This window comes from Bradyrhizobium cytisi, from assembly GCF_008123515.1.
Taxonomy (GTDB): domain Bacteria; phylum Pseudomonadota; class Alphaproteobacteria; order Rhizobiales; family Xanthobacteraceae; genus Bradyrhizobium; species Bradyrhizobium cytisi.
On the sequence record NZ_VSSR01000024.1, the window covers coordinates 38,100 to 51,852 of the forward strand.

Genomic DNA, 13,753 nt, shown 5'->3' on the forward strand with positions numbered 1-13,753 from the left:
CGCGAATCCGGCTCGCTTCCCGCCCTTTACGTCACGGGCCAGCCTGTCGCGACAACGGCCGATCCTGATCAGCCTCGGACTAAGGGTAGGCTTGCCCGCGGCTACGGCTCGACCCAGCGCTGCACGGCTTCCGCCGTGTCGGCAGGCGTCGTGTTGAAGCAGATCGCGGCCTGCGGCGCCAGGTGGTGGACGAGGTTGAGCACCTTCTCGAACAGCAGCAGCCGTTCCTTCGGCTCACGCAGGCCGGCACCGATAACGATGCAATCGAAGTGCTCATCGCGCAACGCGGCCGTTACGGCCGCCTCCGCGGCAACGTCGAGATCGATCAGGCAGCTCGTGACCTCGTAGCCGAGGCCGCGCAGGCGCAGCAGCTGCGCTTCGATATAGTTGCGGACGAGCGCCGGCGTGAGCTGCGGAAACGCACTGTAATCCGCACTGCCGGGTTCGATGCCGATCGCGAGGACGCGCTTGGCCATCGCAGGATTTCCCTGAGCAGACCGTCTCCGGTGCTAACGGACGGCCGCCCGACCGGTTCCCGGAGTGCGCATGGGCGACCGCGCGTTCGCGCGTACGGTGCTGATGTTGCGTCCTTTGACCGCAACCTTTCGCGCTGCACGTGTAAGCCATTTCACATGCACTGCGGCGAGGGCCTGCCACATTTGCCAAACCACGCCCAGAGCTCGCGCCCACCGACGGTGGCACGCGGCTCACGCCTGATTTGCACAACCAACTGATAATTTAACAATTCGCGGGAGCGGGAGATGGTGTCATACGAGAATCTGAAGAGCGGGTATGAGAGGAACTGGGCCAATCTCCAGATCCGGCCCGCACGCCTTGGCGAGGCCAGCGCGACGGCACGCAAGGCCATCAACGGCAAGGCGACCTATCAGCAGGTCGAGCGGCTGTCCGGTGTGCCCTGGTATTTTGTCGCGCTCTGCCATTATCGCGAATCCAATTTCGATTTCGACACCTATCTCGGCAACGGCGAGACATTGAAGCGCGTGACATGCCTCGTCCCGAAAGGCCGCGGCCCGTTCGCCTCGTTCGTCGACGGGGCCGTGGACGCGCTGCGGATCCAGCACTTCGTCGGCACGCAGGACTGGTGCATTGCGCGCACCCTGTACCGGCTCGAATGCTTCAACGGCCTCGGCTATCACGCCAAGGGCGTCAACTCGCCCTATCTCTACGGCGGCTCGACCCTGTACGGACCGACCGAGGCAAACGCCGGCAAGTTCGTCGCGGACCATGTCTTCGATCCGAACCATGTCGATTCCCAGCTCGGCACCGCCGTTATCCTGCATGCGATGATGTCGCAGGATTCCTCGATCGCGATCAACGACGGCCCGTCCATTGCCTCCCATTCCGAGCCCGACGAGGACGTGGCCTCGTCGGTCCTGCTCATGCAGCAGACGCTCAACAAGCTCGGCGCCAATCCGCCGCTCGACGAAGACGGCATCAGCGGACCGAAGACCAAGGCCGCGGTCTCGCAATTTCAGCAACAACACGCCCTCGCGGATACCGGCCTGCTCGACGGCACCACGATCGCCGCCATCACGCGCGCGGGAATGCAGCCGGTCCGGACGGCGAGTATCGATCTTTCCCAGATCCTCAAGCGGCTGGATGATATCTCACAGGTCGTGCAGCCAGGAGGCGCAACACCTGCATTGGCAGGCATGACGTCGGGAGGACAGTCGGTCGATCTGTCTCAAATCCTGAGCCGATTGGAAAATCTCGCACAGCTCATACAGTCGGGAGCAACGACACCAACGCCGATCGCGACCCCATCTACAGCAACGGCGCCCCTAGCGCAGACTATTCAGCTACCCAAGATCCTGAGCCAGCTGCAGAGCCTCACGCAGGCCTTGCAGTCGGGAGCGACAAATCCGGCGAACCCGACAACGGCGGCCAGCACGACAGTCAGCGTACTCGGGCAGCTCCTCTCTCTCATCACCAGGACAGTGCCGGGGACGGCGGCGGCGGCAAATCCCGCTCCGGCCGATCAGCTCAAGCAGCTCGTCGACCTGCTGGGCACACTGCTCGGCAACAAGCCCGTGCTCGGCCAGGTCAACGGCGCGCTCGGCGAAACCATCGGCAAGCTGCTGGACGGCAAGAAGACGGCACTTGGCATCGGCGGCGCGCTCATCACCGCGCTGCTCTCTGCCGTGAGCGCGACCCCGAGTGCCGGCGGTCTTGCCGGGCTGCTCGGGACGATCGCGTCCGCGGTGCCAGGGCTTAGCCAGTTCGCCCTCCCGATCTCGCTGGCGCTGACGGCCTGGGGCGTGCTCGGCAAGCTGGAGAAATGGGCCCAGGGCACCGCGCCGCCGCCCAAGCCGACAACCTAGATATCCTGTGCATGGAGCGCCGCGGCGCGGCGCTCCATCAGCGCGCGCTCTCGCCCGTTGGTCGCAAGCTGCGCGGCGGCCTCGAACGCCTGCCGCGCCTCTGCGAGCCGTCCGAGCTTTTGCAGCAAATCACCCCGAACCGCCGGCAGATGATGATAGGCCGACAGCGCCGGCGTGCCGGCGATCTTGTCGAGCACGTCGAGTCCGGCCTGCGGTCCTTCGGCCATGCCGACCGCGACCGCGCGATTGAGCTCGATGACCGGCGAGCGCACCAGAAGCGCCAGCTCGGCGTAAAGCTGCGCGATGCGCCGCCAGTCGGTGTCCGCGGCCGTCCCCGCCGTGGCGTGACACGCCGCAATCGCCGCCTGAAGCGCGTAGAACCTTCCCGAACCGCCGAGCTCGCGGGCACGTTCAAGCGCGCGCAGGCCGCGGCGGATCTGCGAGCGATCCCAGAGCGTGCGATCCTGGTCCATCAGCAGGATGGGATCGCCAGTCGCGTCGGTGCGTGCACGGGCCCGCGCGGCATTCAAATCCATCAGCGCGACGAGGCCGTGAACCTCGGGCTCGTCCGGGGCGAGGCCGGCGAGCACGCGGCCCATGCGCAGCGCCTCGTCGCAGAGCTGCGGCCGCAGCCATTCGTCGCCCCGAGCGGCGAGGTAGCCTTCGTTGAAGATGAGATAGACGACCTCCAGCACGGAGGCGAGACGCTCTGACAAAGCCTCGCCGCCCGGCGTCTCGTAGGCGAGGCCGGATCCGGACAGCGTGCGCTTGGCGCGGACGATGCGCTGGGAGATGGTTGCTTCCGGCACGAGATAGGCGCGCGCGATCTCGGACGTGGTCAAGCCGCAGATCATGCGCAGCGCCAGCGCCGCGCGCGCCTCGCGCGACAGGATCGGATGACAGGCGGTGAAGACCAGTCGCAACAACTCATCGCCGATGTCATCGTCGAGCGCAGCATCGAAATCCGGCACGGTCGCCTGCTCCTGCAACATGTCGCGCGCCAGCATGTCGTGCTTGTCCGCCAGCATCCTGCCGCGACGCAGGACATCGAGCGCGCGGCGCCTTGCGGTGGTCATGAGCCAGGCGCCGGGATTGTCGGGCACGCCGATGATCGGCCAGGCTTCCAGCGCCGCAACCAGCGCGTCCTGGGTCAGCTCTTCCGCAAGCGGCACGTCGCGCAGCATCCGCGCCAGCGTCGCGATCAGCCGTGGTTGCACGACGCGCCAGGTGGCGTGAATCGTGGCACGGATGATCTGATCGATGTCGGCGGCCGTCATCGCCGCCGACCGGAATGAGCGGTGCTGACCATCAGGCGTGCGCAGCTACCCCTGACCGTGCGTCGACCTCGCAGGCCCCATCCACGCCCGGCGTGGCGAAGGCCCGCAACTCGCAGGTGCCATCCCAGCCCGGCATGTGATCGAGGTGCAGCTGCATGAACTCCTTGGCCATGGCCAGGGCTTCCGCCTTGTCGCGCAACTCGAAAATGGCGTAGCCGCCGACCACTTCCTTGGCCTCGATGAAGGGACCGTCGATGACGCTGAGCTCGCCGTCGACGATGCGCACACGCGCGCCGGTCGCAAGCGGCATCAGGCCGCCATTGTCGATCATCCGGCCGGCCCTGATTTCCCGCTCGGAAATCTTCTGCATGGCCTCCATCAGCGCCGGGCTCGGGCCCTTCATCGGCTGGCTGGAGGTGACGATGTACATGAAGCGCATGCAAAACTCCTGTTGAGGCGAGACGCGGCCGGTTCGGCCGCGCGATCAGCTCGCTATTGGGATGACGATCCAGCCGGGGCCGGATCGACATCGCTTCGATAAAAATTGGGCGCAGGAAAAATTGCGAGGAGAATTACAGAACCGGAACGGCGCCTATTGGCGCAGCATGATCAGGGGATCGGCCGTATCGGGAACCCGCCGCCATTGCGCGTTGTCGTCGGCCTCGAACTGCCAGACGTCGCCAGATTTCGACATCAGGATGATCTGGCCGCGCTCGAGCCGCCATTGCGTCGGGTTGAACTGGGCGATCGCCGCATCGCATTTCGGCTTCAGGAAGACCTGGAAATTGTCCTGATCGGCTTCCGTGTTGGTCAGCGTCAATCCGCAGACCGGCTGGCCGTTGCTGCGCACCATGGCCCAGTCACCGATCATCTGGTCCATCGACTTGGCCATCGAGCGGGCGGCGGCGAGGTCCTGCAGGATGTAGACGCCCTCGCCCTGCCGCAGGCCTTCGAAGATGCCGGCCTCGACCTCGGTGAAGTCGATCACGGATTCACCGGTCGCATCCTGCAAGCGGACGATGTCGAGCCCCTTGACGCTCCAGGCGACGATGTCCTTGGTGAACGGAAGCGCGGTCTTGCAGGCCGGCTCGAGCTCCAGCTTGAAACCCTGCGCCCCGGCGTCGCTCTTCATCGTGATGACACAGGTCTTGCTGCGTTCGGTGGTCGAGAGCTCCCATTGTCCGGGCATTTCCTTCTTCAGGGTCGTCGCATCCTGCGCACGCGCAGGGCCGATCGCGGCGGCGCAGGCCGCGATCAGCAAAGCAACGGCCCGAAGGACTCTCATCAGCGCCCCTTGAATGGCGTTTCCGCAACCGGCGTCAGCGGCGCCTTGCCGGCGAACCAGGACTTGAGGTTGTCGACCACGAGCTGGTCCATGGCGTTGCGCGTCACCACGGAGGCCGAGCCGATATGCGGCAGCAGCACGACGTTCTGCATGGACTTGAGCTCCTCCGGCACGCTGGGCTCGGCCGCGAACACGTCGAGGCCGGCGGCGAGGATGGTGCCGGACTTCAGCGCCTGGACCAAGGCCTGCTCGTCGACCACCGAGCCGCGCGCCACGTTGACCAGCACGCCGCGCGGGCCGAGCGCCTTGAACACCTCGGCATTGATCATCTTGTCGGTCGAGGCGCCGCCCGGCACGATCACCATCAGCGTGTCGACCGCCTTCGCCATCTCGATCAGGTCGGGGTAGTGCTTGTAGGAAACGTCCTTGGACGGATTGCGCGAGTGATAGACCACCGGCACCAGCGAGGCATCGAGCCGGCGCGCGATCGCCTGACCGATCCGGCCCATGCCGACGATGCCGACCTTGCGGTCGCGCAGCGAGCCGACGCTGAGCGGATAGTTCTGGGTCTGCCAGAGGCCGGAGCGGACGTAGCGATCGGCCTTGATGAACTCGCGCACGGTGGAGATCAGCAGGCCCATCGCGACGTCGGCGACCTCCTCGGTCAGCACATCAGGCGTGTTGGTGACGATGATGTTGTGCTCGGCGGCGTATTTGGCGTCGATGTGGTCGTAGCCGACGCCGAAGCTCGCCACCATCTCGATCCCGGGCAATTGCGACAGCGAATCCTTGTCGGCACGGACGGTGTGATAGGTCACCGCGACGCCGCGGATCTTGTCGCGGATCGCCGGCGTCAGCCGCTCGAGGTCGCCTCGCGTCTCGGCCTTGTGCACGACGAAATGATCGGAAAACCCGTTCTCCAGGATCGGCCGCACCGGCCCATAGATCAGAAGGTCGATCTTGTCGGACGAAATCGAACCGGTAGACATCAGTTTTCCTTTCCAAGCGCGCTCTCGTGCCAGCGCCGTAAAACGAGGTGGGAAACTAGCGCCAGCACCCCATAGATGACAATCCCGGCCAGCGACAACAAAAGCAGCGCTGCGAACATGCGGGGTATGTTCAATCGATAGCCGGATTCGGCGATTCTGTAGGCGAGACCTGAGCCGGCGCCCGCCGTTCCCGCCGCGATCTCGGCGACGACCGCGCCGATCAGCGACAGGCCGCCGGCGATGCGCAGGCCGCCCAGAATATAGGGCAGCGCCGCAGGCAGCTTCAGGAAGCGCAGGGTTTGCGGCGGCGAGGCGCCATAGAGCTGGAACAGGCCGGCGAGGTTGCGGTCGACCGAATTCAGCCCGAGCGTGGTGTTCGACAGCACCGGGAAAAAGGCGACGATGAAGGCGCAGACGACGACCGCGGTTTGCTGCTCCAGATAGATCAGGAGCAGCGGCGCGATCGCGATCACCGGCGTCACCTGCAGCACGACGGCATAGGGGAACAGCGAATATTCCACCCATTTCGACTGGTTGAACAGCAGCGCCAGCGCGATGCCGCCGATGCTCGCGGCGACAAAACCTTCCAGCGTCGTCAGCAGCGTGGTGGCGAGCGATTGTGACAGCACCGCCCAGTCCTTGATCAGCGTCAGGAAGATGACCGACGGCGCCGGCAGCACATAGGGCGGAATCTCACGGATGCGGACCACGAGCTCCCAGGCGGCAAGACCGGCCGCGAACACGATGATGGGCAGCACGAAACGCACCGCGCTTTGCGCGCCTGACGGCTTTGCGATGACGGGGGCTTGCGCGTTCATAGCATCGACTGTCCCGAGTAGGACGGCGCCAGCGCGGCCGATACTTTCCGGCAATAATCCGAATAAGCCGCCGAGGTGCGAAACTCCTCACCGCGCGGCTCGACGGTCTCGATGCGGATGTCGGCCTGGATGCGGCCGGGCCGCGCGGTCATGACGACGACGCGCTGCGACAGATAGACGGATTCGAACACCGAATGGGTGACGAAGATGACGGTCTTGCCAAGGCTGCGCCACAGTGCGAGCAGATCGTTGTTGAGGCGGAAGCGCGTGATCTCATCGAGCGCCGCGAACGGCTCATCCATTAAAAGGATATCAGGATCGGTGACGAGCGCGCGCGCCAGCGACACCCGCATCTTCATGCCGCCGGACAATTCGCGTGGAAAAGCGTTGGCGAAATCGGCGAGACCGACGCTCGCCAGCGCCGCGTCGGCCCGCGCCCGCCCTTCGGCTTTCGGGATGCCGCCAAGCTTCAAGGGCAGCCGCACGTTTTCGCGCACACTGGTCCAGGGCATCAGGGTCGGCTCCTGGAACACGAAGCCGATACCATGGCCGATCTGCGCCGGGCCTTCATGACGCGACATCCGCACCGTGCCTGATGATGCCGCGCTGAGCCCCGCAATCAGCCTTAGCGCCGTCGACTTGCCGCAGCCGGAGGGCCCGAGCAGCGAGATGAACTCGCCCTTGCGCACCGCGAGGTCGAAGGGACCGAGCGCCATGACGCCGTTGTCATAGGTCTTCGTCACGCCGCGCAGGCTGACGGCGAGCGCCGTCAGGCTGGCCTCGACCGTGGGCGTAGTTTTGGCGTCTGACATCAACGCTTGCGTTACGGCTTGGCGGGGCGCAGCTCGACACCGACGCCCTTGTTGACGAAGCGCAACGTGTAGGACTTGCGGAAGTCGAGATCGCCCTTCACGACGCCGGCCTTCACCATCTTGTTGAAGAAGGAGGTGTAGCGATCGTCGCTCATCGCGCCGATGCCGTTCTTCAAGGATTCGCCGGAATCGACGATGCCGTATTCCTTCATCTTGGCGACGGAATAGGCGAGCAGATCGTCGGTCATCTCCGGATTGAGCTTCTTGATCATGGCATTGCCGGCGGAATTGTCGCCGTAGATGTAATTGTACCAGCCGATCATGGAGGCATCGACGAAGCGCTGCACCAGGTCCGCCTTCTTCTCGACCAGGTCGCGGCGGGTCTCGATCAGGGTCGAATAGGTGTTGAATCCGGCATCGGCGAGCAGGATGACGTTGGGCTTGAAACCGGCGGCTTTCTCGACGGCGAAAGGCTCGGAGGTGACGTAGCCCTGCATCGCGCTCTTGGGGTTGGCGATGAAGGGCTGCGGATTGAAATTATAGGGCCGGACGTTCTTCTCGCTGAAGCCGTATTCGGACTTCAGCCACTGGAAGTAGCTGCCCATGCCCTCCTTGGAGACGAACAGCGTCAGCGGCTTGAGGTCCTCGATCTTGGTGACCTTCGCATCCGGCTGCGTCAGCATCACCTGCGGGTCTTTCTGGAAGACCGCGGCGATGGTCACCACGGGGACGTTGTTAGCGACCGCGTCGAACGACATCAGCGTGTTCGCGGCCATGAAGAAATCGATCTTGCCGGCGATCAGCAGCATCCGGTTGTTCTCGTTGGGCCCGCCCGGAACGATGGTGACGTCGAGCCCATATTTCTTGTAGGTGCCGTCGGCGACCGCCTGGAAGAAGCCGCCGTGCTCGGCCTCGGCGACCCAGTTGGTGCCGAAGCTGACCTTGTCCAGGGTTTCCGCGCGCGCCAGCAGGATCGACACGACCGTGGCCAGCAAGCCTGCCGTTAACGCTCGCCGCAGATGAGGAGGGCTCATGATGGGACTCCGTCGATCGTTTCTGGCCCAATCGCTTCTGGCTCATGCCAGACCAACGCGATAAAACCGCAAGACATTCGGGGACGCGAACCGGCCAGGCCCGCGTCCCCTCCATAACACCAAACTACGTGACAAATTCGGGCAAAGAAACCTTGATGACGCCTTCGCGCGACTGGACCGAGATCCGCTGGGCCGATGCGAACCCTGCGGACGTATCGCGCTGGATCGCGGTGCTGCCGCTGGCCGCGACCGAGCAGCACGGCCCGCATCTGCCGCTCGAGACCGACGTGCTGATTGCGGAGGCCTATCTTGCGCGGGTGCAGGAAGTGCTGCCCGCGACCATTCCGGCGACCTTCCTGCCTGTTGAGCCCATCGGCATCTCCACCGAGCATATCGACTATCCGGGCACGCAGACGCTGCCGACCGAGGTGGCGCTGAAGCGCTGGACCGCAATCGGCGAGGATATCGCGCGACGCGGCGTGAAGAAGCTCGTCATCATCACCAGCCATGGCGGCAACAGCGCGGCGATGATGCTGGTGGCGCAGGATCTTCGCGCGCATCAGAAGCTGCTCGTGGTGACGACATCATGGTCGCGCCTGTCGGCTGCAGAAAAACTGTTCCCGGCCGATGAAGTGCGTCACGGCATCCATGGCGGCGCGGTCGAGACCTCGATCATGCTGGCGCGCTATCCCGATCAGGTGCGCGTGGATGCGATCGCGGATTTTCCTGCGAGCAGCATCGCGATCGAGAAACAATATCGCTGGCTTTCGACGCAGCGGCCCGCGCCCTTTGCCTGGCAGGCCCAGGATCTCAACGCCAGCGGCGCCGTCGGCAATGCGACACTGGCCGTCCTCGAGAAGGGCGAGCAGGTCATCGACCAAGGCGCGCGCGCCTTTTGCGAGCTGCTGGCCGAGGTCGATAACTTCGACGTGAACAAGCTCGCCAAAGGCCCCCTTGGTTAGCTCGCATCTATCTGAAATCCTTCGGGAAAGAGCTGCATTCCCAGACCACCTAGGGCGCCTTCGAACCGGTTTCGGCAAGCCTCCGTCCAATTGAGCACGCGGACCACAACGGACCGCCTCAACCCGGATGGAGTTTCACATGTCGATCAAAACCAAGATTGCCACCGTCGCTCTCGCCGCCCTCACCGTCACCGCTGGCGTCGCATCCACCACGTCGACCGCTCAGGCCAAGCCGCTCGGCTGGGGCTGGGGTGTCGGCGCCGGCATCGCCACCGCCGCCATCGTCGGCACCGCGGTCGCCGCCAGCAGCCAGCCCTATTACTACGGCTATCACCGCTGCGGCTGGGTCGCCCAGTACAACGCTTACGGCCAGTTCGTCGGCAACGTTCGTACTTGCTACTGATTTGAGGTTCTGAGGCCGATCTTACGTGGATCCCGCGTCCGACACGGGCGCCTCATCCACCCCGTGTCGTGCCCCGACCCCGCCCGGCTGTCCCCCCGGGCGGGGTCATTCGTTTTTTGAGACCGGGAATTCGTTGCAGTCCGGTCACATAGCGGTGCGAACCATCTCCTGCGACATTCTGAACTAGTTGCTATTGCGAATTATTAGCAATAAGGTTTGTAGCGAGCGCAGGGGCTTGGCAAGACCTTGGGGTGAAACGCATCGAAACGAGCTCGTCTCGTCCGATCGCGCGAACAGCCAAGACCCTAATGACAGGAGCATCGCGAATCGGCAGGGATGTCGGGCGCGGTTGGGGCACGGTCGCGTCTGGGGGCGTAGTTTTGACTTTGAGAAGTCACCGACATCAATTGCTGCGGACGGCAGCGGTGATCGCCGCCGGCGGGTTCGTCGTGCCGGGCGCCAGCTTTGCCGCCGACCTGCCGCTGAAGGCGCGCGCCGCGAAAACGGTCTACGAGTGGACCGGCTTCTACGTCGGCGGCCATTTCGGCTACGGCGACGCGAGCTTCGGACCCGGCACCAATCCCATGCCTGAGCAGGGCGTCGTCCTGCCGCACAGCGCGACCGGGCTCACCGGCGGTTATCAGCTCGGCTACAGCCGGCAGCTTTCCAACCGCGTCGTGCTCGGCATCGAGGCGGATTCGACCTTCACGAGTCCGTCTGACGGTCCGGCACTCGCACGTTCGCCGGCGCCATTCCACACCACGATTGATTACGTCGGCACCGTGCGCGGCCGCATCGGCTATGCGTTCGACAGATTCATGCCCTATCTCACCGGCGGCTTGGCCTGGGGCCATACCCACATCAACGTCAATGACGGCGATGGCGTCACCGGATTATTTCCGGTCGGCCACTACCAGGCCGGATGGACTGCGGGCCTCGGTCTCGAATACGCCGTCAGCGGCAACTGGACGGCGAAGGCCGAATACGACTATGTCGACCTCTCCCGCAAGACTTACGATCTCAGCGGCTTTGGCCTCGGCGGCGTCAACGTCGATCCACGCATTCATCTGTTCAAGCTCGGCCTGAACTACCAGTTCGGCGACACGCCGTGGATGCCGGTGGCCGGCGGCAAGGCCAAGCTGCCTGAATCCGACGACTGGAACGTCCACGCCCAGACCACCGTGCTGCCGCAAGGCTATGGGCCGATCCATTCACCCTATGCGAGCCCGCAGAGCCTTCCCGGTCGCGGCCAGTTCCAGGCGACCTGGACGACGACGGCGTTTCTGGGAGCGCGGCTCTGGGACGGCGGCGAGTTCTATTTCAACCCCGAGCTGGCGCAGGGTTTTGGCCTCAACGGCACGCTCGGGCTTGCCGGCTTCTCCAACGGCGAAGCGCAGAAGGCCGGCGCGGCCTTCCCGAAAATCCGGGCGCAGCGCTACTATCTCAAGCAGATATTCGGACTCGGCGGCGAGCAGGAGACGATCGACGACGGTCCGAACCAGCTCGCGGGAAAACGCGACATTGATCGCGTCACGCTGATCGTCGGTCGGTTCGCAGTCGGCGACTTCTTCGACGGCAATTCATACGCAAAAGACCCGCGTGCCGACTTCATGAACTGGGCGATGTGGGCGTCGGCCGCCTATGACTTCCCCGCCGACCTGCCCGGCTATACCCGCGGCGCCGTAGTCGAGCTCAACCGCAAGGACTGGGCGATCCGTGCCGGCCTATTCCAGGTGCCGGCCGCGCCCAACAGCGATGTGCTGACCTTCAAGACCGGCGGTTCGGTGGTCGAGTTCGAGGAGCGTCATTCGATCTTCGAGCAGCCCGGCAAATTGCGCGTCGGCGTCTTCGCCAATAGCGGCAACACCGCGAACTATCAGCAGGTGGTGGACCTGGCCGCTGCCAATCCGGCGCTCGACATCAATGACATCGCCGCCGTGACCCAGCGCAATCGTCTCAAATACGGCCTCTACGTCAATCTCGAGCAGCAGATCGTCAAGGACGTCGGGTTGTTCGCGCGGGCAAGCTGGAACGACGGCCAGAACCAGATCCTGAACTTCACTGATGTCGACCGCAGCGTTTCTGGCGGCCTGTCGATCAAGGGCAGTCGCTGGGGGCGTCCGGACGATACGGTCGGCATCGGCGGCGCCATCAACGGCCTGTCGGCCGCGCATCGCGACTTCCTCGCCGCCGGCGGCACCGGTCTCCTGATCGGCGACGGCCAGCTCAACTATCGCACCGAACGCATCCTCGAGGCCTACTACGCCTATTCGGTGATCAAGGGCGTGACGCTGACCGCCGACTATCAGCTCATCGTCAACCCTGCCTACAACGCTGACCGCGGCCCGGTTTCGATCTTCTCGGGCCGCCTGCACGCCGAATTCTGAGCCTCCGGGGAACACATGTCCGGACGGCGGTGCGACAATTTGGTCGGAACCGGGCAAGGTGCGCATCGCGTTCATATATAACGGGCTTGGTCCGGCGTCCGCCGGGCTGATTTTCCCCTTCGCTCGCGCGCAATGTTGTCTGTCGAACTCATCATCGTCGTCGTCCTGATCGTCATCAACGGCCTGCTGTCCATGTCGGAGCTCGCCGTGGTCTCATCGCGCCCGGCGCGGCTGTCGATGCTGGCCGCCAAGGGCGTGCGCGGCGCCGAGCGCGCGCTGACACTGGCCGCCGATCCCGGAAAGTTTCTCTCGACGGTGCAGATCGGCATCACGCTGGTCGGCGTGCTCTCGGGCGCGTTCTCCGGCGCGACGCTCGGGCAACGGCTGACGCAATGGCTGGTCGAGCTCGGCCTGTCCTCGGGCATTGCCGACATCGTCGGCGTCGGCATGGTCGTCACCATCATCACCTATGCGACCCTGATCATCGGCGAGCTGGTGCCGAAGCAGGTGGCGCTGCGCAACCCTGAAAGCATCGCGGTGAAGGTCGCGCCCGCAATGCACGTTCTGGCGCGGGTCTCGCTGCCGCTCGTATTTCTGCTCGATCTCTCCGGCAAGCTGATCCTCACGCTGCTCGGCCGCGGCGGCAAAGCCGAGGAGAAGGTGTCGGAGGACGAGATTCATCATCTTGTCAACGAGGCCGAAAGCGCGGGGGTTCTGGAGTCGGGCGAAAAGGAGATGATCGCCGGCGTGATGCGGCTCGGCGACCGGCCGGTCGGCGCGATCATGACGCCGCGCACGGAGGTCGACGAAATCGACCTGAGCGATGACCAAGCCACGATCCAGACTCTGATCGCGAAGAGCCCGCACTCGCGCTTTCCGGTCTCCGACGGCGATCGCGACAAGCCGATCGGCGTGCTCCAGGCGAAGGACCTGCTGGTCGCGTATATGAACGAACGCACGCCGGATCTGCGGGCGCTTATCCGCGAAGCGCCAAGCATTCCCGCATCAGCCGATGCCCGCGACGTGCTGGCAATCCTGAGAGCTGCGCCGGTTCATGTCGGTTTCGTTTATGACGAGTACGGCGCGTTCGAGGGCGTGGTGACGGCAGCCGATATTCTGGAGTCGATCGTCGGCGCCTTCCATTCCGAGGAAGGGCCTCCGGAGCCGGCTTACGTCAGGCGCGCGGACTCGTCGCTCCTCGTCGCAGGCTGGATGCCGGTCGACGAGTTCGGCGAGCTGCTGGGCATCGAGCTGCCGCCGCATCACCGCTACAACACGGTGGCCGGCCTCGTGCTGCAGCAATTCAACGTGCTGCCCAATGTCGGCGACGCCTTCGACTTTGCCGGCTGGCACATCGAGGTGGTCGATCTCGACGGCAGGCGGATCGACAAGATTTTGGCGAGCCGGCTAAGTGAGGTCGAGACGGGGTGAGCGAGCGCTCGTG

General features: G+C 64.6%; 13 protein-coding genes. 5 read left to right on the forward strand and 8 right to left on the reverse strand.

The features are described 5' to 3' along the window. Positions 1-101: 101 nt before the first annotated feature. Positions 102-476, reverse strand: coding sequence for a hypothetical protein (locus FXB38_RS16175; RefSeq protein WP_148751857.1), 375 nt, complete (start codon positions 474-476; stop codon positions 102-104). 285 nt (positions 477-761) lie between these two features. Here FXB38_RS16175 and FXB38_RS16180 point away from each other — a divergent pair, with 285 nt between their 5' ends. Continuing rightward, complete coding sequence (locus FXB38_RS16180) at positions 762-2,342, forward strand: peptidoglycan-binding protein (RefSeq protein ID WP_148751858.1); 1,581 nt, start codon at positions 762-764, stop codon at positions 2,340-2,342. Here the strand turns inward: FXB38_RS16180 and FXB38_RS16185 are convergent. The 7 genes from FXB38_RS16185 to FXB38_RS16215 form a co-directional block, all read right to left on the reverse strand. Continuing rightward, positions 2,339-3,619, reverse strand: a complete 1,281-nt coding sequence (locus FXB38_RS16185; RefSeq protein ID WP_148751859.1) for an RNA polymerase sigma factor — start codon at positions 3,617-3,619, stop codon at positions 2,339-2,341. The two genes, FXB38_RS16180 and FXB38_RS16185, sit on opposite strands and share 4 nt — an antisense overlap. A gap of 31 nt (positions 3,620-3,650) precedes the next feature. Next, the gene (locus FXB38_RS16190; RefSeq protein WP_148751860.1) at positions 3,651-4,058 is read right to left on the reverse strand and encodes a YciI family protein; all 408 of its coding nucleotides are present in this window, start codon (positions 4,056-4,058) and stop codon (positions 3,651-3,653) included. A 153-nt stretch (positions 4,059-4,211) separates the two neighbouring features. After that, positions 4,212-4,904: an AprI/Inh family metalloprotease inhibitor gene (locus FXB38_RS16195; RefSeq protein WP_148751861.1), complete on the reverse strand. Its 693-nt coding sequence runs from the start codon at positions 4,902-4,904 to the stop codon at positions 4,212-4,214. Next, the gene (locus tag FXB38_RS16200; RefSeq protein ID WP_148751862.1) at positions 4,904-5,893 is read right to left on the reverse strand and encodes a 2-hydroxyacid dehydrogenase; all 990 of its coding nucleotides are present in this window, start codon (positions 5,891-5,893) and stop codon (positions 4,904-4,906) included. The genes FXB38_RS16195 and FXB38_RS16200 overlap by 1 nt, the downstream gene beginning before the upstream one ends. After that, a complete protein-coding gene (locus FXB38_RS16205) occupies positions 5,893-6,711 on the reverse strand; it encodes an ABC transporter permease (RefSeq protein ID WP_148751863.1) in 819 nt (272 codons plus the stop codon). Before FXB38_RS16205 ends, FXB38_RS16200 begins: the two co-directional genes overlap by 1 nt. After that, complete coding sequence (locus FXB38_RS16210) at positions 6,708-7,523, reverse strand: ABC transporter ATP-binding protein (protein WP_148751864.1); 816 nt, start codon at positions 7,521-7,523, stop codon at positions 6,708-6,710. Before FXB38_RS16210 ends, FXB38_RS16205 begins: the two co-directional genes overlap by 4 nt. Before the next feature lie 11 nt (positions 7,524-7,534). Next, a complete protein-coding gene (locus tag FXB38_RS16215) occupies positions 7,535-8,557 on the reverse strand; it encodes an ABC transporter substrate-binding protein (protein WP_148751865.1) in 1,023 nt (340 codons plus the stop codon). A 155-nt stretch (positions 8,558-8,712) separates the two neighbouring features. On the opposite strand from FXB38_RS16215, the gene FXB38_RS16220 reads away from it, so the two are divergent. From FXB38_RS16220 to FXB38_RS16235, 4 genes are all read left to right on the forward strand, one after another. Then, the gene (locus FXB38_RS16220) at positions 8,713-9,519 is read left to right on the forward strand and encodes a creatininase family protein (RefSeq protein WP_148751866.1); all 807 of its coding nucleotides are present in this window, start codon (positions 8,713-8,715) and stop codon (positions 9,517-9,519) included. Between the two features lie 139 nt (positions 9,520-9,658). Beyond that, on the forward strand, positions 9,659-9,922 hold the full coding sequence (locus FXB38_RS16225) for a hypothetical protein (protein WP_187434916.1): 264 nt from the start codon (positions 9,659-9,661) through the stop codon (positions 9,920-9,922). A gap of 380 nt (positions 9,923-10,302) precedes the next feature. Further along, entirely contained in the window at positions 10,303-12,309 is a 2,007-nt protein-coding gene (locus FXB38_RS16230; RefSeq protein ID WP_430640174.1) for a carbohydrate porin, read from the forward strand. A gap of 132 nt (positions 12,310-12,441) precedes the next feature. Further along, positions 12,442-13,740: a hemolysin family protein gene (locus tag FXB38_RS16235; protein ID WP_148751869.1), complete on the forward strand. Its 1,299-nt coding sequence runs from the start codon at positions 12,442-12,444 to the stop codon at positions 13,738-13,740. Positions 13,741-13,753 lie beyond the last annotated feature (13 nt).